The organism is Streptomyces jeddahensis, from assembly GCF_001642995.1.
Lineage (GTDB): Bacteria > Actinomycetota > Actinomycetes > Streptomycetales > Streptomycetaceae > Streptomyces > Streptomyces jeddahensis.
The window spans coordinates 71,856-88,797 of sequence record NZ_LOHS01000081.1; the positions used below are offsets into that span (position 1 = coordinate 71,856).

General features: G+C 70.3%; 17 protein-coding genes. 9 read left to right on the forward strand and 8 right to left on the reverse strand.

The window, feature by feature from the left end:
- The first annotated feature begins 75 nt into the window (after nucleotides 1-75).
- Nucleotides 76-1,053 carry a YihY/virulence factor BrkB family protein gene (locus STSP_RS17105; RefSeq protein ID WP_067278410.1) on the forward strand — a complete coding sequence of 326 codons (978 nt, stop codon included), beginning with the start codon at nucleotides 76-78 and terminating at the stop codon, nucleotides 1,051-1,053.
- Here STSP_RS17105 and STSP_RS17110 read toward each other — a convergent pair.
- Complete coding sequence (locus STSP_RS17110) at nucleotides 1,001-2,272, reverse strand: D-alanyl-D-alanine carboxypeptidase family protein (protein ID WP_067278412.1); 1,272 nt, start codon at nucleotides 2,270-2,272, stop codon at nucleotides 1,001-1,003. The two genes, STSP_RS17105 and STSP_RS17110, sit on opposite strands and share 53 nt — an antisense overlap.
- Nucleotides 2,273-2,381: 109 nt before the next feature.
- On the opposite strand from STSP_RS17110, the gene STSP_RS40235 reads away from it, so the two are divergent.
- Nucleotides 2,382-2,624: an SCO4848 family membrane protein gene (locus tag STSP_RS40235; RefSeq protein ID WP_067278415.1), complete on the forward strand. Its 243-nt coding sequence runs from the start codon at nucleotides 2,382-2,384 to the stop codon at nucleotides 2,622-2,624.
- Nucleotides 2,625-2,746: 122 nt separating this feature from the next.
- The gene (locus STSP_RS17120) at nucleotides 2,747-4,042 is read left to right on the forward strand and encodes a metallophosphoesterase (protein ID WP_067278418.1); all 1,296 of its coding nucleotides are present in this window, start codon (nucleotides 2,747-2,749) and stop codon (nucleotides 4,040-4,042) included.
- Between the two features lie 10 nt (nucleotides 4,043-4,052).
- On the opposite strand, the gene STSP_RS17125 is transcribed toward STSP_RS17120, so the two are convergent.
- The 6 genes from STSP_RS17125 to STSP_RS17150 all read right to left on the reverse strand — a co-directional run bounded on the left by STSP_RS17125 (nucleotide 4,053) and on the right by STSP_RS17150 (nucleotide 8,935).
- Nucleotides 4,053-4,460, reverse strand: coding sequence for a VOC family protein (locus STSP_RS17125; protein ID WP_067278421.1), 408 nt, complete (start codon nucleotides 4,458-4,460; stop codon nucleotides 4,053-4,055).
- A gap of 186 nt (nucleotides 4,461-4,646) precedes the next feature.
- Complete coding sequence (locus STSP_RS17130; RefSeq protein WP_067278423.1) at nucleotides 4,647-5,405, reverse strand: succinate dehydrogenase iron-sulfur subunit; 759 nt, start codon at nucleotides 5,403-5,405, stop codon at nucleotides 4,647-4,649.
- On the reverse strand, nucleotides 5,405-7,159 hold the full coding sequence (gene sdhA / locus STSP_RS17135; protein WP_067278426.1) for a succinate dehydrogenase flavoprotein subunit: 1,755 nt from the start codon (nucleotides 7,157-7,159) through the stop codon (nucleotides 5,405-5,407). Before sdhA ends, STSP_RS17130 begins: the two co-directional genes overlap by 1 nt.
- Before the next feature lie 24 nt (nucleotides 7,160-7,183).
- On the reverse strand, nucleotides 7,184-7,675 hold the full coding sequence (locus STSP_RS17140; RefSeq protein ID WP_067278427.1) for a succinate dehydrogenase hydrophobic membrane anchor subunit: 492 nt from the start codon (nucleotides 7,673-7,675) through the stop codon (nucleotides 7,184-7,186).
- A 5-nt stretch (nucleotides 7,676-7,680) separates the two neighbouring features.
- Nucleotides 7,681-8,061, reverse strand: a complete 381-nt coding sequence (gene sdhC, locus STSP_RS17145) for a succinate dehydrogenase, cytochrome b556 subunit (RefSeq protein WP_078067254.1) — start codon at nucleotides 8,059-8,061, stop codon at nucleotides 7,681-7,683.
- A 148-nt stretch (nucleotides 8,062-8,209) separates the two neighbouring features.
- Nucleotides 8,210-8,935 (reverse strand): 2-oxo-4-hydroxy-4-carboxy-5-ureidoimidazoline decarboxylase, encoded by a 726-nt coding sequence (locus tag STSP_RS17150; RefSeq protein ID WP_408646317.1) that lies wholly within the window; start codon nucleotides 8,933-8,935, stop codon nucleotides 8,210-8,212.
- Nucleotides 8,936-9,273: 338 nt separating this feature from the next.
- On the opposite strand from STSP_RS17150, the gene STSP_RS17155 reads away from it, so the two are divergent.
- The 6 genes from STSP_RS17155 (at nucleotide 9,274) to STSP_RS17180 (ending at nucleotide 14,247) form a co-directional block, all read left to right on the forward strand.
- Nucleotides 9,274-10,899, forward strand: coding sequence for a family 20 glycosylhydrolase (locus tag STSP_RS17155; protein WP_232789680.1), 1,626 nt, complete (start codon nucleotides 9,274-9,276; stop codon nucleotides 10,897-10,899).
- 176 nt (nucleotides 10,900-11,075) lie between these two features.
- The gene (locus STSP_RS17160; protein WP_067278435.1) at nucleotides 11,076-11,591 is read left to right on the forward strand and encodes a hypothetical protein; all 516 of its coding nucleotides are present in this window, start codon (nucleotides 11,076-11,078) and stop codon (nucleotides 11,589-11,591) included.
- A 169-nt stretch (nucleotides 11,592-11,760) separates the two neighbouring features.
- Nucleotides 11,761-12,342, forward strand: a complete 582-nt coding sequence (locus tag STSP_RS17165) for a hypothetical protein (RefSeq protein WP_067278437.1) — start codon at nucleotides 11,761-11,763, stop codon at nucleotides 12,340-12,342.
- Complete coding sequence (locus tag STSP_RS17170) at nucleotides 12,343-13,116, forward strand: hypothetical protein (RefSeq protein WP_067278440.1); 774 nt, start codon at nucleotides 12,343-12,345, stop codon at nucleotides 13,114-13,116.
- A 78-nt stretch (nucleotides 13,117-13,194) separates the two neighbouring features.
- Entirely contained in the window at nucleotides 13,195-13,755 is a 561-nt protein-coding gene (locus STSP_RS17175; protein WP_067278442.1) for an isochorismatase family protein, read from the forward strand.
- A gap of 63 nt (nucleotides 13,756-13,818) precedes the next feature.
- Entirely contained in the window at nucleotides 13,819-14,247 is a 429-nt protein-coding gene (locus tag STSP_RS17180) for a DUF5959 family protein (protein ID WP_067278447.1), read from the forward strand.
- A 136-nt stretch (nucleotides 14,248-14,383) separates the two neighbouring features.
- Here STSP_RS17180 and STSP_RS17185 read toward each other — a convergent pair whose 3' ends face one another.
- Nucleotides 14,384-16,927, reverse strand: coding sequence for an FG-GAP-like repeat-containing protein (locus STSP_RS17185; protein ID WP_232789681.1), 2,544 nt, complete (start codon nucleotides 16,925-16,927; stop codon nucleotides 14,384-14,386).
- Nucleotides 16,928-16,942: the final 15 nt, after the last annotated feature.

Genomic DNA, 16,942 nt, shown 5'->3' on the forward strand with positions numbered 1-16,942 from the left:
CGCGGAAGGCTCCGCACGGGGCACACAGGACTCCGCCCGGTGCACGGACAGCTCCGTACGGGGCACACAGAGATCATGGACTGGCTGAAGAGACTCCCCGGCATCGGGCCCCTCGTCGAACGTCTGATGACCACGCACGCGTGGCGCTCCTACGAGCGGCTCGACCGCGTGAAGTGGACCCGCCTCGCGGCGGCGATGACCTTCGTCAGCTTCATCGCGCTCTTTCCGCTGATCACCGTGGCCGCCGCCATCGCCGTGTCGGCGCTGAGCCCCGAGCGGGTGCGGCAACTCGAGGACAGGATCGCCGACCAGGTACCGGGCATCGCCGACCAGCTGAACATCGGCGCGCTCGTGGCGAACGCCGGCACCGTCGGGATCATCGCCGGCGCCCTGCTGCTGGTCACCGGCATCAGCTGGATCGGCCAGATGCGGGACTGCCTGCGGGCCGTGTGGGAGCTGCCCGACAGCGAGGAGAACCCCGTCCTGCGCAAGGCCAAGGACGCCGTGGTGCTCCTCGGCCTCGGCGGCGCCGGGCTCGCCTCGCTCATCGCCTCCGCCGTCGCGTCGACCGCGGTCGGCTGGACGGCCCGGCTGCTCGGCATCGACGAGGGCGGCGTAGGCGGGGTCCTGCTGCAGACGGCCGCCTTCGCCGTCGCCGTGCTCGCCGGCTTCCTGGTGCTCCTCTACGTCCTGACCCTGCTCCCCGGCGTCCGCCCGGAGAGGCGCCGTCTGATCACCGCGGCGCTGGTCGGCGCTGTGGGGTTCGAGCTGCTGAAGCTGCTGATCGGCAGCTATATGAGGGGGGTGGCGGCGAAGAGCATGTACGGCGCCTTCGGTGTCCCTGTGGCGCTGCTGCTGTGGATCAACTTCACCGCGAAGCTGCTGCTGATCTGCGCCGCCTGGACGGCGACGCAGCACAGGGAGCCGGCGGCGGACGGGGACGACGGCGGCGAGGGCGAAGGCGGCCTCGGGGGCAGGGGCGCGGCCGACGGCTCCCGGGTCAGGGGCGCGGCCGGCGGCGCACCAGGTCCGGAAGCGGCCAGCGGCGCCTGACCACGACCATGCCGGCGGCCAGCACCACTAGAAGCCCGCCCACGATCGCCAGCGCGGTCGCGATGCCGCTCGACCCCTCCTTGGCGGCTACCGCTGGCGCGGCCTTCGTGTCCGATGTGTCCTTGCCGGGGCCGGCGGCTCCATCCTGGCTGCCCGCGGCGCCGCCGCTGCGCGTCTCCGCGCTCTTCGGCGGCACGAGCTCGCCGACCGGCCGCACCTTCCCCGCGGCCTGGAAGCCCCAGTCGAACAGGGCGGCCGTCTCCTTGTAGACCTCGTTGCTCGCCTTCTTGTCCGGGTTCATGACGGTGACGAGCAGGACCCTGCCGTTGCGTTCGGCGACCCCGGTGAAGGTCGAGCCCGCGTTCGTGGTGTTGCCGTTCTTGACGCCCGCGATGCCCTTGTAGGGGTTCAGGCCGTAGTCGCCCGTCAGCAGCCGGTTGGTGTTCTGGATCTCGAAGGACCCGCGCTTCGTGCCCTTCTTCGTCGTCGTGGTCGCGCCCGGGAACTGGGCCCGCACGGTCGAGCAGTACTCGCGGAAGTCCGCCTTCTGCAGCCCCGAACGCGCGAACAGCGTCAGGTCGTACGCGGACGAGACCTGGCCGGGGGCGTCGTAGCCGTCCGGGCTGACGACGTGCGTGTCGAGCGCCTGCAGTTCCTCGGCGTGCTCCTGCATCTCCTTGACGGTCTGCTCGACGCCGCCGTTGATCGCGGACAGCACGTGCACCGCGTCGTTGCCCGAGCGGAGGAAGACGCCCAGCCACAGGTCGTGGACCGTGTACGTCTCGTCCTCCTTGATGCCCACCAGGCTGGAGCCCGCGCCCATGCCCGCGAGGTCGGAGGGCTTGACCGTGTGCTTCTGCGTCTTGGGGAACTTCGGCAGGACCGTGTCGGCGAAGAGCATCTTCAGGGTGCTCGCCGGGGCCAGCCGCCAGTGCGCGTTGTGCGAGGCCAGGACCTCGCCGGACTCGGCGTCCGCGACGATCCAGGAACGGGCCGTCACATCCTTGGGCAGCACCGGCGCACCGTTCGCCAGGTCCACCTGCGTGCCCGCCTGGCCCAGCCGGACCCCGCCGACAGTCGACATGTCGGCCGGTGGCTTCGCCTGACTGCCCACCGGTTTGTCGTCCGCGAAGGCGGGCGGGGCACAGGGAATTCCGGCAGAAATGGTCAGAAATGCAGCGGAAGTGACCAGCAGAGTGGTCTTCTTGAAGGCAGGCACGGTCGAGAACGTACAGGGCGCCGACGGAGAAGTCGCCGCTGCGGGAGGACGTGTCCGGCCCGTGGCACCCCGGGCGAGCGGACCGGGCACGAGCCGCGATACTGAACATATGAAGCTCAGCCGTCCGGTTTCCTGGTTCCTGCTCGCCTTCGGAGTGTGGAGCTGGGTCATCTGGATCACTTTCGTCCGGAATCTATGGAAGGACGCCAGCGGGCTCGCCTTCGACGACGCGGGCGACCCGACCGGGTACTTCTGGGTGCACCTACTGCTGGCCGTCGTCTCCTTCGTTCTTGGGACGATCATCGGGGTCATCGGGTTGCGCGGACTGCGGGCGTTGCGCCGCAAGTCGTAGAGGAGGGCCCGGAGCCGCGTCGCCAACGAGTGGATCGGCGGTCCGCCACGGTACGTACGATGGCCGGACCGCCGTCGTAACGAACAGGGCGCCACGACGGCCATCGCAGAGGGAGGGGCGGCGTGGTCGTCGTCTTCGCAGTGGTCGCACTCGCCGTGCTGGCGGCTTTCGCCGCGCTGCACTGGTACGCGTGGCGCCGCATGGTCCGCGACACGGCGGCCCGGGGCTCGGTCGCCCGGCGGGTGGGCACGGTCGTCTTCGTCGCCGGGCCGCTGGTCATGGTCGGGGCGTTCGTGGGCGGGCGCGCGGGAGCGCCGTTCTGGCTGGAGCGGGTGCTGGCCTGGCCGGGCTATCTGTGGCTGGCGCTCTTCCTCTACCTCGTACTGGCGCTGGCGGCGGGCGAGTTCGTACGGCCCCTGCTGCGACGGTGGCTCGCGCGCGGGGACGCTGAAGTGCCGGCGGAGCGGGCGGACGTACGTGCGGCCGAGCCCGTCGCCGAGGCCGTGGGGGCGCGTACGGCGGAATCCGCCGGTACCAGGGAACCGGTGCTCGTACAGGGGCCGGAGCCGCAGCCCACGCGCACCGCAGTGGGCCCCTCCCGCCGGCTCTTCGTCTCCCGCGTCGTGGGAGGCGCGGCAGCCGCCGTCGCCGCCGGAACCGTGGGCTACGGGGCATACGGCGTGCTCAGCGGCCCCAAGGTGAAGCGCCTGACCGTGCCGCTGGCCAAACTCCCGCGTGCCGCGCACGGCTTCCGGATCGCCGTGGTCAGCGACATCCACCTCGGACCGATCCTCGGCCGCGGCTTCACGCAGCGCGTCGTGGACACGATCAACGCGACCCAGCCCGACCTCGTCGCGGTCGTCGGCGACCTGGTGGACGGCAGCGTCGAGGACCTCGGTCCCGCCGCCGAGCCTCTCGCTCAGCTGCGGACGCGGCATGGTTCCTACTTCGTCACCGGCAACCACGAGTACTTCTCGGGCGCCGAGCAGTGGGTCGACCACGTACGGGAACTCGGGCTGACCCCGCTCGAGAACGCCCGCGTCGAGATCGACGGCTTCGACCTCGCCGGCGTCAACGACATCTCCGGCGACAGCTACGGGGACGGCCCCGACTACGCCAAGGCCCTCGGCGACCGGGACACCGCCCGCGCCGCCGTGCTCCTCGCCCACCAGCCCGTGATGATCCACGAGGCCGTCGAGCACGGCGTCGACCTCCAGCTGTCCGGGCACACCCACGGCGGACAGATGTGGCCCGGCACCTTGATCGCCGACATGGCGAACCCGACGCTCGCCGGTCTGGAACGCTACGGCGACACGCAGCTGTACGTGACCCGGGGCGCGGGCGCGTGGGGGCCGCCGGTGCGAGTCGGTGCACCGTCGGACATCACCGTTGTGGAACTCGCCTCGAAACAAGCCTGATGACGGGCGTTCAGCTCCGGCCCAGCTCCGGTCGCTTGCTGTAGTCCGTGAACCCGACGACGTTCCCCCATGGGTCCGCGATCTCCACGGTCCAGCCCGTGGCCACCGCGAACGGCTCTTCCAGGAGCGGGACCCCCGCTTCCGCGAGCGACCGCGCCGTGGCCCGCGCATCGCGGACCTCCAGCCAGACCCGGGGACCGGGCCACGGCGACGGACGGTAGCCGAGGTCCTCCTCCAGCCGCAGCAGCACACCGGGCGCCTCGTCCCCGACCTTCAGCAGCGCGATCCCGGCCTCGTCGAGCCGGAACGCCACCGGAAAACCGGCCCGGCGGTAGAACGCCACCGCCTCATCGAGATCGCCGACGGGCAGCAGCACGTTGTCGAAGCCGAGCAGTTCGTACGACGCCTCCAGTGACATGGCGTCAGAGTAAGCCGCTGCGCACGGCTCTTACGGGAGCGCTCTTGTGCCGTGCCCGGAGCGCTCCTGGCCTCGCCCGCCTTCAGGATCTCCGATCGTGGCCCCGCACGCCCGTGGGCCCCGCTCCCACCCGGGAACGGGGCCCACGACGACGTACGACCGCGACCGCGGAAACCGTCGGAAACGTCAGAAGCGGCGCGTGATCAGCGCTCGCTTCACCTCCTGGATCGCCTTCGTCACCTCGATACCGCGCGGGCACGCGTCCGTGCAGTTGAACGTCGTGCGGCAGCGCCACACGCCGTCCTTGTCGTTGAGGATCTCCAGCCGCTGCTCGCCGGCCTCGTCGCGCGAGTCGAAGATGAAGCGGTGGGCGTTGACGATGGCGGCCGGGCCGAAGTACTGGCCGTCGTTCCAGAAGACCGGGCAGGACGACGTGCAGGCAGCGCAGAGGATGCACTTCGTCGTGTCGTCGAAGCGCTCGCGGTCCTCGGGGGACTGCAGGCGCTCACGCGTCGGCTCGTTGCCCGTGGTGACCAGGAACGGCATGACGTCCCGGTACGCCTGGAAGAACGGCTCCATGTCCACGACCAGGTCCTTGAGGACCGTGAGGCCCTTGATGGGCTCGATCGTGATCGGCTTCTCCGGGTTGATGTCCTTGATCAGCGTCTTGCACGCCAGCCGGTTGCGGCCGTTGATGCGCATCGCGTCGGAGCCGCAGATGCCGTGCGCACAGGAGCGGCGGAACGTCAGCGTGCCGTCGAGCTCCCACTTGATCTTGTGGAGGCCGTCGAGCACACGCTCCTTCGGGTCGATCTCCAGCTGGAAGTCTTCCCAGGTCGCCTCGGCCGAGACCTCCGGGTTGAACCGGCGGACGCGGAAGGTGACGGTGATGTAGGGGGAGGCGGCGGACTCCGCCTCGACCTTGTCCAGAACAGGGGTAGCCATCAGTACTTACGCTCCATCGGCTGGTAGCGGGTCTGGACGACCGGCTTGTAGTCGAGGCGGACGGTCTCGGTGCCGTCGTCGCCGACCTCGCGGTACGCCATGGTGTGGCGCATGAAGTTGACGTCGTCGCGGTTCGGGTAGTCCTCGCGGTAGTGACCGCCGCGGGACTCCTTGCGGGCCAGGGCGGAGACGGCCATGACCTCGGCGAGGTCGAGCAGGTTGCCCAGCTCGATGGCCTCGAGCAGGTCGGTGTTGAACCGCTTGCCCTTGTCCTGGATGGCGACGTTCTTGTAGCGCGCGCGCAGCTCGCCGATCTTCTCGACCGCGGTCTTGATCGTCTGCTCGGTGCGGAACACCATGACGTTGGCGTCCATGGTCTCCTGCAGCTCACGGCGGATCTGGGCGACCCGCTCGGTGCCGGTGGAGTTGCGCAGCCGCTCGACCTGCTCGACGACGAGCGCCTCGGGGTTCTCGGGGAGATCCACGTAGTCGTTCTTCGCCGAGTACTCGGCGGCCGCGATGCCCGCGCGCCGGCCGAACACGTTGATGTCGAGCAGGGAGTTGGTGCCCAGGCGGTTGGCGCCGTGGACGGACACGCAGGCGACCTCGCCGGCGGCGTACAGGCCGGGGACCACCGTGGTGTTGTCGGCCAGCACCTCGCCCTCGACGTTGGTCGGGATGCCGCCCATCGCGTAGTGCGCCGTCGGCTGGATCGGGATCGGGTCCGTGTACGGCTCGATGCCCAGGTAGGTGCGGGCGAACTCCGTGATGTCCGGGAGCTTCGCGTCCAGCTGCTCCGGCGGGAGGTGCGTGAGGTCCAGGTACACGTGGTCGCCCTCGGGACCGCAGCCGCGGCCCTCGCGGATCTCCGTGTAGATGGAGCGGGACACGACGTCGCGGGACGCCAGGTCCTTCATGACCGGCGCGTACTTCTCCATGAAGCGCTCGCCGTCCTTGTTGCGGAGGATGCCGCCCTCACCGCGCGCGCCCTCGGTCAGGAGGATGCCCATGCGCCAGATGCCGGTCGGGTGGAACTGGAAGAACTCCATGTCCTCCAGCGGCAGCCCGCGCCGGTAGACGGCCGCCTGGCCGTCACCGGTCAGCGTGTGCGCGTTCGACGTCACGCGGAAGAACTTGCCGCAGCCGCCGGACGCGTAGATCACGGCCTTCGCCTGGAAGATGTGGATTTCGCCGGTGGCCAGCTCGTACGCGACGACACCCGCCGACTTCTTGACGCCGTCGACCTCGGTGATCAGCTGGTCCAGGACGTAGAACTCGTTGAAGAACTCCACGCCCTCCTTGACGCAGTTCTGGTACAGCGTCTGGAGGATCATGTGGCCGGTGCGGTCCGCGGCGTAGCAGGACCGGCGGACCGGGGCCTCGCCGTGGTTGCGCGAGTGGCCGCCGAAGCGGCGCTGGTCGATCTGGCCGGCCGGGGTGCGGTTGAACGGCAGGCCCATCTTCTCCAGGTCGAGGACGGCGTCGATGGCCTCCTTCGCCAGGATCTCGGCGGCGTCCTGGTCGACCAGGTAGTCACCGCCCTTGACCGTGTCGAAGGTGTGCCACTCCCAGTTGTCCTCCTCCACGTTGGCCAGCGCGGCGGCCATGCCGCCCTGCGCGGCGCCCGTGTGGGAGCGGGTGGGGTAGAGCTTGGTCAGCACGGCGGTACGGCTGCGCTTCGTCGCCTCGATGGCGGCGCGCATGCCGGCGCCGCCGGCGCCGACGATGACGGTGTCGTACTTGTGGATCTTCATGAGTGGTTACCTCAGCCCCGTGGCCTAGCGGATGTTCGGGTCGAAGGTGAAGATCACCAGCGTGCCCAGCAGGACGGTGAACACCGTGGCGGTGTACAGCAGCATCTTCAGCCAGAAGCGGGTGGTGTCCCGCTCCGCGTAGTCGTTGATGACGGTACGCAGACCGTTGCCGCCGTGCAGCATGGCGAGCCACAGCATCAGCAGGTCCCAGATCTGCCAGAACGGGGACGCCCAGCGGCCGGCCACGAAGGCGAAGCCGATCTTGCTCACGCCGCCGTCGAGGACGAGCTGGATCAGCAGGTGGCCGAGGACCAGGACGACCAGCACGATGCCGGACAGGCGCATGAACAGCCAGGCGGCCATCTCGAAGTTGCCGCGGGTCGAGCGCGGGGTCTTCGCGGTGCGCTTGCGGGGCGCCTCGATGACGGGGGCGGGGTTGTCCACGCCGTACGCGGTGCCGGCGCCGCCCTCGACGGGGCCGATGCCGGAGGTTGCGGTGGTGGTGTCAGCAGACATCGGCCTCAGCTCCCGAAGAGTTCACGGACGGCGTGGCCGAGGACCGGGTACAGCGCCCCGACCATCAGGACGACCCAGATGCCCATGACGGTCCACAGCATCTGCTTCTGGTAGCGCGGGCCCTTCGACCAGAAGTCGACGGCGATGACGCGCAGGCCGTTCAGCGCGTGGAAGAGGATGGCGGCGACGAGGCCGTACTCCAGAAGCGCGACGATCGGCGTCTTGTAGGTGGCAACGACCTTGTCGTACGCCTCGGGTGAGACGCGGACGAGAGCGGTGTCCAGCACGTGTACGAACAGGAAGAAGAAGATGAGGACGCCGGTGACTCGGTGAGCCACCCACGACCACATGCCTTCCCGGCCGCGGTACAGCGTTCCAGCCGGCACGGAAGAACCCTCCGGGAGCGGGGATTGGGGCCGCGCCGGCTTGTCTGTCGGTCGGGCCCGGCCGGGTACGGTCCACCGGCCCCGGCCATCGTAGCGACGACTTGTCGGAACGCTTACGCGGGGCCTAGCGATGTGATCAAACCGGCAATCAAACTGGTACGTACGGGCTATCGGGCCGGCCTGAATCCGCTGATTCCGGTGAATCCGGGCGGCCGACGCCCTCTGCCGGCCGGTCCTGCGGGAACGGGGAAGTTCCGAGGGCGCCTACGAGGCGCGCGATCCGGCCACGGACGAGGCCTCGGAGCTCCTCGGCGGCCTGCACCCGCTCGTCCTCCGGCTCGTTGTTCAGTCGTGACCGGATTCCGGCGAGCAGCTGGTCGAGCGTTTCTTCAGGAGCGACGTCGTCCAGGCAGATCACGAAGGCATGGCCGAAGCGGCTCTCGTACGCGGCGTGGGCGGCCCGCAGGGCGGTCTGCGCGGTGCGCAGCGCGGTGGGCGGGATGTGCGAGTCGGTCTCCGGCTGGTGCGCGGACTCGGCCGCGAGGGCCTGGAGCACCTCGTCGGGCGTCAGGTCGTATGCCGCCTCCTCGGCGGCCGCGAGCAGCGACTCGAGGTCCGGGAAGGGCCGGTGGGCGGCGAGGCGCCGGGCCCAGCGGAGGCTGCCGCAGCAGGTGAGGAGCGCGCTCTCGGCGACGTCGGCGGGCGCGGTGTTGAACCGCTCGAGCCCCGGCAGGCGCGGTGTCTCCGGGACACCTCCCGGGCCCTTGAGGCACTTCGGGAGGTTCTGGTCCGGGATCGCGGCACGGCCGGGGCGGCGAGGGAAACGGTGCGAAGGCAGCGTGCGCTCCTCGTAGGCGGGGCGGGGCACTGTCAGGCGTGGCACCGGGGTGGTGATGCCGTGCCGTGCGGTGCAGCGTGATGCGGTGCAGGCTGGTTGTAGTGCAGGCGGTGCAGTGCATGTGATGCGTGCAGCGCTCTCATGGTTCCCGACGTGATGTGGTTTCGGTGAATGACTCGTGCTTCTGCTGTGGATGAAGTGATGAATGTGTCGTCACGCTATCGGCCTATGACGGGACCTGTCCGTTCGGTGTCCGAAATTCACCCGGACGGCAGAGTTTCGTCGCCGAAGGGTGACATTGGCGAGCACCACTCCGGCCATACGGTCACAGGGTGTGTCCGGCACCTCCCGCAGAGCACCACAGGAGGCGCGGCGTGGTGAGGCGAGTCTGGGGGTGGAGCGGTGCGGGAGCGGCCACGGCGGCCACCGCGGCCCTGACGGTGACGCTCTGGGCGGGAGGCGGAGCGGGCGGCCCCGCCGCGAGCCGGCAGCCCACCGGAACACCATCGGGTCCAGGGATGGTGAGTCCCTCGGCGCCCCCGGCGGCGCCCGTGTCGACGCCGTCGCCGGATCGCACGTATCCGCTGTCGACGGCACCGGACACGATCCCCGCGGTCCGGGACTTCACGGCGGCCCGCGGCCCCGGCTGGCAGCCGGGAGACGGCCGGGTGGTCGTCGCCGACGATGCCCTCGCGGACGAGGGGCAGCTGATCGCTAGTGAGCTGAAGCTGCGGTACGCGGGCAAGGTCGCCGCGGGAGCCGGGGACGTCGAACTGGCGCTCACCCCGGGCGCGGGCGGCGGCGCCGAGTCGTACACCATGACCGTCAAGGACCAGCGCGTACGCATCACCGGGCCCGGCGAGGCCGGGGTCTTCTACGGAACGCGCACCCTCAAGCAGGAGGTGCGCGCCCAGGGGTCCGCGCCCGAGGGTGTCGTACGGGACGCGCCCGCGAAGCCGCAGCGCGGGTTCAACCTCGACATCGCGCGCAAGCACTTCACGGCCGACTGGATCGAGGACCGCATCCGCGAGCTCGGCGACCTGAAGTACAACCAGCTCGGTCTGCACTTCTCCGACGACCAGGCCTTCCGCATCGAGTCGGACTCGCACCCGGAGATCGTGTCCAGGGAGCATCTGACGAAGGCCGAGGTGCGGGACATCATCGCGCTGGCCGCGTCCCGGCACATCACCGTCGTGCCGGAGATCGACTCGCCCGGCCACCTCGGGGCCGTCCTCGCCGCGCACCCCGATCTGCAGCTGCGCAACGCCCAGGGCACGGTCGCGTCCGGGGCGATCGACATCTCCAAGAAGGAGTCCGGCCAGCTCGTCGACGACCTGCTGAACGAGTACGCGGGGCTGTTCCCCGGGCCGCTCTGGCACCTGGGCGGCGATGAGTACCGCGCCCTGATGGCCAGCAACCCGGAGGCGTCGTACCCCCAGCTCGCCCAAGCAGCCCGGCAGGCGCACGGCGCGAACGGCCGCATCCAGGACCTGGCGACGGACTGGCTGAACGACCGGGCGGCGACGATGCGCGGACACGGCCGGACGGTCAAGGCCTGGAACGACGGGTTCTATACGGGCGGTGTCGTCCAGGCCGACAAGGACATCCAGGTCGCGTACTGGACGGGCAAGGAGATCGGGGCGCGGCAGCCGCTGTCGTATCTGCAGGAGGGACGGGACGTCGTCAACTACAACGACGAGTTCCTCTACTACGTCCTCGGCCAGCCCAACCAGTTCTTCTACCCCACCGGGCAGCGCATCTTCGAGCAGTGGACTCCGCTCGTCCTGCGCGGCACCACGCCGGTCCCGGAGAGGTACAACGACCAGATCCTGGGCGCCGTCTTCTCCGTATGGTGCGACCTCGCCGACGCGCAGACGCAGGATCAGGTCGCCCAGGGCATCCGGATGCCGCTGAACGCCATGATCCAGAAGGTGTGGGACCCGGGGAAGCCGGACATGACGTGGGAGCAGTTCAGAGCGCTGGCGGAGAAGGTGGGCTGAACGGGCCGAACCGCTGGAATCGCCTTATCGGTAGCGAACTCATGTGCTCCTGTGGTGTATTCGGCCGATGAGTCCTGAGGAGCCGAGCGCCACAGCAGGACGGAAGAGCACGGCAGAACAGCAGGACAGCAGGGCAGACACGACAGAGCCGTCGAACGCAGCGGGGGGCCAACGGGATGGGCTACTGGGGTTACTTCGTCGTGGCCAGGAGTGAGCGGCCGCTCGCCGAACTGACCGCGCTGCAGGGCGTACGGGACCAGCTGACCCTGCACGAGCAGCGCGCCGGAGGCTGGCAGGTGTGGGAGTGCCCCGGCGGCGGCGATGCCACCCAGGACGTGGGGAGCATGAACGCGCTGGCGCTGGAGACCGGGGCGCCCGCGCTGTTCGGGTACGTCATGGACAGCGACTGCGTGGTCGTCGAGGCGGCCGGCCCGGAGAGCGGGGCGTGGACCACGTGTCTGGCCCGCGGCGCGATGGCCGCGTACATGGGCGGCGACGACCTGACGCTGGAGGACTACTTCCTCGAGCCACGCGACGCCGCCGAGCGGGCGGTCGCGTGGGCGGCGGAGGCGGGCCGCGACGTACCGGACGAGCCGCTGATCGAGGTGCTCACGGCGGACCCTGACCCGTTCGCGGAGGCACTGTTCTTCCGGCTCCTCGACGGGCTGGGGGTCGAGCAGCCGCCGCAGTGAGCGTGCGCGGCAAACGGCCCGCGTGAGCAGGGAAGTTGAGCGTCGCCGCCACGGCGGTGACGTCTGGGGGTCGTCACGTTCCGAGACCGCGGGGTTCGGGTGCAGTGACGTTCCCGGCGCTTTGCACGCAGTAAGGGGAGGTTTCGAGTCCGGAAAGGGAGGCGCAGAGATGAGCCTGGTGGAGCTGATCGCTCAGGCCGACGAGCGAGGTCTGGCGGTGAGCGGTCTCGCCTGTCTGGACCGTTGCGTGCCCCTGCTGGGCGGTGACGACGACGTGCTGCGCCCGCTGTGGGCGAGCCTCACGGACGGCGAGGAGTGGGGCGAGCGGCTGGCCACGGCGCGGTCCGCCCTCGATACGGCGGAAGTGGACGACGACGAGGCCTGCGTGCTGGCGCGCCGCATGCTCGGCGCCGCGCCCCTGGTCCTCCCGCACAGCCGTGAGTCCCTGGCCCGTACGCCCGAGGCGGCGCAGCTGCGCGAATGGGCCGACGCGTGTTCCGTGGCCGCGCTGCAGATCCACCGGATGCTGGACGCCAAGGACGACGGCGACCAGTCGGTGACGGCCCGCCGCGAGGGCAGTACGGACGCCATGTCCCCGCTCGTCGCCGCCGAACTGCGGCGCCAGATCACCATCCTCGAACTCCTCTCGGTCCACGGCACGAGTGGGCTGCGCAAGGCCCTCGACGTGTCGACCGAGGGCCGCCGCGTCCTGCGCGCAGTGGTCTCCCGCAGAGCGCGCGGGCGAGTCTGAGTGTTCCGGAACGGCCGGCTCTCGCCGCGGTCGTGGCTGCTGCTCAGCCTGCCGCCGCTGCTGCTGCTCGCCCTGCTGTACCCCCACCCGTATCCGACCCCCTGGCCGGATTCCGGACAGGGCCGCTGGCGCGGCGCACTCGGCGAACGGAAGGACACCGCGCTGCCCGGCGGGGCCACCGCGGCGCTCTCGGGGTGCGGCGAGACCGGCCCCGTACGGCCCGAGCCGCGTGGCGCGGGTGAACGGGACGCACTTCCGCAGCTGGTCATCTCGAGCTACGGCTACGTCGACCCGGGGCCGCACACGTCCGGGCGCCCCCGTTACACCATCACCGCGCACATCGCCCCGGGCGACCGGACGCTCACCCTCCCCGCGCCAGTCGGCGAACACCGCGTGACGGTGGACATGTACGGGCCGCACGGCGAGGGACGCACCGCTTCCGCCCGCGGACTGACGGCCGACGTCGTCGTCGGCATCACGGGCAAACGCGTCAGAACCCCGAAGTCGGGACAGTTCCGCTTCACCCCGGACAACGACCTGACCCTGCAGGTGGAACTCCCTGCCGGGGCCCTGTGCCCGGGCTACACCTTCACGAAAATCACCCGGTGCACGCCCGATGGGACCAACAATGTCGAGGACTGCCCGGTGATGGTCCTCACCCTCTCCGACCCGGCGATCCGTGCACACCGCGCCGAGGAGAAGTCCGAGAGCCCCGCGGCGATCAGCGACCGCCTGGTGGCCGTGACGTACGAGCCGAACGCGACGGATGTGTAGCGGCAAGGGGCCGCTGTCAGTGGGGAGATGTAGCGTGCTCTCCTGATCGGCTGACGGTCCAACAACCAAGGGGGAGACATGACCACACTCGAGAACCGCCCGAACACCGCACTCCTGGTCGTCGACGTGCAGAACGGCGTCGTCGCGGGGGCGCACGAGCGCGACGCCGTCGTCGCGAACATCGGCAGCCTCGTCGAGAAGGCGCGGCAGGAGCGGGTCCCGGTCGTCTGGGTCCAGCACTCCGACGAGGACCTTGCGCGGGGCAGCGACGACTGGCGGATCGTCCCCGAGCTGACTCCGGACGACGCCGAGCCGCTCGTCGAGAAGCGCTACGGCGACTCCTTCGAGGCCACCACGCTCGAGACCGTGCTGTCGGACCTCGGAGTCGGGCGACTGGTCGTCGTCGGCGCACAGACCGACGCGTGCATCCGCTCGACGCTCCACGGCGCGTTCGTGAGGGGGTACGACGCGACCCTCGTCAGCGACGCCCACACGACGGAGGACCACACGGCATGGGGCGCACCGGCCCCCGGCCAGGTCATCGCGCACACCAACCTGTACTGGACCTACCAGGCGGCGCCCGGGCGGACGGCAGGGACGGTCGAGACGAAGGCCGTCGACTTCGGCGGCACGTCCTGAGAGAGCTGGGGTTCCGCCACACAAGCTGGTGTTCCGCCACATACGGGAGCCGGGAGGACACTGATGGCTGACGGACCGATCGACCTGATCCGGCTGGAGGGCGCGGGCAACAGCGTCGTCGTCCGGATCACCGGGATACGCGAAGCAGGACCGGCTGCGGTCGACGTACTGGCCGGTGAGATCCTCGTCGACACCCCCTTCGTACGGGGAGGCATCGGGATCTCGGTCTTCCCGGAGGACCTGCAGCAGTGGCAGGAGGCTCTGGACGCGCTGGACGCAGGGCAGGACATCGCGTGGCGGGAGGGAGGACGCGGGCCCGAGATGTTCGTCGAACGCGACGTGGACGAGGAACGGGCCCACGTCACGATCAAGGACGGCTCGATGTCCCTGACGACGGTGACGGTGACCGTCCCGCTGGACGACGCCTGGTTCGACGATGCGTACAGCCGCCTGGAGCTGACCTGGGAGACCTGGCCCCTGGCCGAAGACTGAAGACTGAAGACGACTGACACACAACGGCGCGTCTGCCTGACGACGACGAACGGCCGGGCCCCCAAGCGGGAGCCCGGCCGTCCTGTCACCGTCTGTGCGAGCGGCGGTCGCTATGCCGTCATCACATATGCCCTCATCACGGCGTCAGCGTCTGGCCCAGATACGCGCCCGTCGGCGTCCCCAGCTTGTCGCGGCCGATGTAGTAGGCCTGCGACGTGGAGATGCCGCTGCTGCCGCTGGGCACGTAGAGGAGCGTGCCCTCGTACGCGTTCTCGCCCTCGACACCGAACGTCAGGTCCGCCCGGCCGTAGCCGGAGAGGTCCGTCAGGGAGACGGCGGAGCCCAGCTTGTCGTTGGACTCCGTGTAGCCCGAGATGCCGCTGGTGTCCTGCGAGAAGGAGAGCGAGCCCGAGCCGGTCAGGCCGGACGACGTGCCCTTCAGCAGCCAGGCCGAGCCCGCGTTGGTGCGGTTGCCGCTGCGGGTGATGTCCTCGTTCGGGGCGCCCGCGAGGACGTCCGCGTATCCGTCGCCGTTGTAGTCGCCGACCGACACCGACCAGCCGAGCGCGTCCCCGGACTCGGCGGCGCCCGGGACACTGGCGGTGTCCTGGTGGATCGTCGTCATGCCGGTCGTGGTGAAGCCGGTGGACGTACCCGGGACCATCGTCACCTGGCCGCCCGCCTTGGCGCCGGACTCGGCGGTGTACGGCTGGCCGATGACGATGTCGTCGTAGCCGTTGCCGTTGACGTCGCCCGCCGCGATGGAGCGGCCGCCCTTGACGGAGAGCGTGGACACCTTGGTCAGGCCGGTCGACTTGGAGCCCCTGAACCAGGTGACCCGGCCGATGCCGGACGAGTCGCGGTAGTTGAGCGCCACGTCCGCGTAGCCGTCCCGGTTGAAGTCGCCGGTCGTGGCGTCGGCGTAGGCGAGGCCGCCGGAGCCGGACGTGACCTGACCGGCCACCTCGTGGCCGTCGGCGAACCGGGCCGCCCAGCTGCCGCCCGTACCGGTGGACGCGGCGAACACGTCCGCCTTGCCGTCGCCGTTGAAGTCGCCGACGGTGACGGCCGCGCCGAACTTGGCGCCGGTGGGCGTGTAGTCGTCGCCGAGCTGGATGGAGGAGGCGTTCTTGTCGAACGTCGGGCCGTACAGGATGGTGACCGCGCCGCGGTCCGCGTGACCCGTCGTGTCGTCCTCGCCGGGCGCGCCGATCGCGAGGTCCGCGTACCCGTCGCCGTTGATGTCGCCCCACGCCGTGGCCGCGCCCCACTGGTCGCCCGACTCGGAGGAACCGGGGACGCCCGCGCTGGACTGGGTGAGCCTCAGCTTCGAGCCGGCCGCGGGGCCGTTGACGCTGCCGGGCACGATGACGACGTTCCCGACGCTGCCGGACGCCTTCGGCACACCGGCGACCAGGTCGCTGACGCCGTCACGGTTGAAGTCCGAGGTCGGCAGGGCGTGCGAGACGCCGGGGAGGGACGCCAGGGTGCGGATGGTGGAGAGCTTCGGGTAGAGGTTCGCGCCAGGGCACGCGGTGGCGTTGGTGTCGCGGTGGCCGAAGATCGTCGGCAGCGTGATCGTCGAGCCCTCCGGGACCTTGTTCCCGCTGTAGTTCAGCGGGGCGCGCGACGTCAGCGTGACGTTGGCCTTCGGGTCGACGCCGTACTGGCCGAACTTCCAGGCGATGACGCGCGAGATGGCGTCCAGCGCGGCCTTCGTCGGCTTCGCGGTCTCGAAGTTGCCGATGTACGAGATGCCGACCGTGTTCGTGTTGAAGCCCGCGTCGTGGGCGCCGACCACCGGCAGGTCCATGCCGCCGCTGCGGCCCTCGAAGATCTGCCCGCAGCGGTCGACGAGGAAGTTGTAGCCGATGTCGTACCAGCCCTGCGAGATGTGCGACATCTGGATGCTGCGCACGCGGGCCCGCGACTCGGCGCAGGACAGCGTGTTGTCGCTGCTCACGCCCGTGTGGTGGACGACGGCCGCCTCGATCTTGTCGCCGTACGAGGGCGTGCCGTTGTAGTCCGTCGAGGCGCCCCACTCGGCCTGCGTGATGATGGGCGGCTTGACGACGGTGGACGGGCGGGCGGTCGGCACGGTCTCCGAGGGCTCGGGCGACGCCGAGGCCGATGCGGAGGCGGACTCGGAGGGGGACTCCGAGGTGGTCGCCGACTCGGTCGTGGCGGGCTCGGTGCTCGCCGCCGGAACCGTCGACTCGGAGCCTGACGGGGCCGGGGACTCCGTCGCGGTGGCGTCGGCCGTCGCGGTCGCCGTCTCGGCCGCGAAGGCGGCGGGTTCCACGGCGCTCGTGGTGGCGCGGGCGCCGCTGTCGGTGCCGGGATCGATCAGCTTCACGTCCAGACCGGCCGGCAGCTCCGACGCGGTGCCGTCCTCGGCCACCACGCGCACCTCGACACCGTCCGACTGACCGGTCCACACCGACTCGGTGCCGCCGCGCAGTCCGGCCCGCTCGGCCTCCTTGCCCTCGCCCTGGCCCGGGTCCTCCGGCAGCTTCTGCCACGCGGACCACTCACCGGTCTCCAGGCTGCGGGTGCGCACCTCGGCCGTGCCGTCGAGCTCGGCCTTCTCGTTGTTCCAGGTCAGCACCACGGCACTGAACTGCTCGGTGGACTTCTTGGGCAGTCCCTTGCGGTCCGTGCTCTGCGTCTCCAGCTTCATGCTGCGGACGGAAGG

What these genes read in the sequence shown, in the direction of transcription:
- sdhA (WP_067278426.1), bottom strand. Translation starts at nt 7,159, where the DNA reads ATGAAGATCCACAAGTACGACACCGTCATCGTCGGCGCCGGCGGCGCC.
- STSP_RS17130 (WP_067278423.1), bottom strand. Translation starts at nt 5,405, where the DNA reads ATGGCTACCCCTGTTCTGGACAAGGTCGAGGCGGAGTCCGCCGCCTCC.
- STSP_RS17185 (WP_232789681.1), bottom strand. Translation starts at nt 16,927, where the DNA reads ATGAAGCTGGAGACGCAGAGCACGGACCGCAAGGGACTGCCCAAGAAG.
- STSP_RS17180 (WP_067278447.1), top strand. Translation starts at nt 13,819, where the DNA reads ATGGCTGACGGACCGATCGACCTGATCCGGCTGGAGGGCGCGGGCAAC.
- STSP_RS17140 (WP_067278427.1), bottom strand. Translation starts at nt 7,675, where the DNA reads ATGTCTGCTGACACCACCACCGCAACCTCCGGCATCGGCCCCGTCGAG.
- STSP_RS17160 (WP_067278435.1), top strand. Translation starts at nt 11,076, where the DNA reads ATGGGCTACTGGGGTTACTTCGTCGTGGCCAGGAGTGAGCGGCCGCTC.
- STSP_RS40235 (WP_067278415.1), top strand. Translation starts at nt 2,382, where the DNA reads ATGAAGCTCAGCCGTCCGGTTTCCTGGTTCCTGCTCGCCTTCGGAGTG.
- STSP_RS17105 (WP_067278410.1), top strand. Translation starts at nt 76, where the DNA reads ATGGACTGGCTGAAGAGACTCCCCGGCATCGGGCCCCTCGTCGAACGT.
- STSP_RS17125 (WP_067278421.1), bottom strand. Translation starts at nt 4,460, where the DNA reads ATGTCACTGGAGGCGTCGTACGAACTGCTCGGCTTCGACAACGTGCTG.
- STSP_RS17175 (WP_067278442.1), top strand. Translation starts at nt 13,195, where the DNA reads ATGACCACACTCGAGAACCGCCCGAACACCGCACTCCTGGTCGTCGAC.
- STSP_RS17165 (WP_067278437.1), top strand. Translation starts at nt 11,761, where the DNA reads ATGAGCCTGGTGGAGCTGATCGCTCAGGCCGACGAGCGAGGTCTGGCG.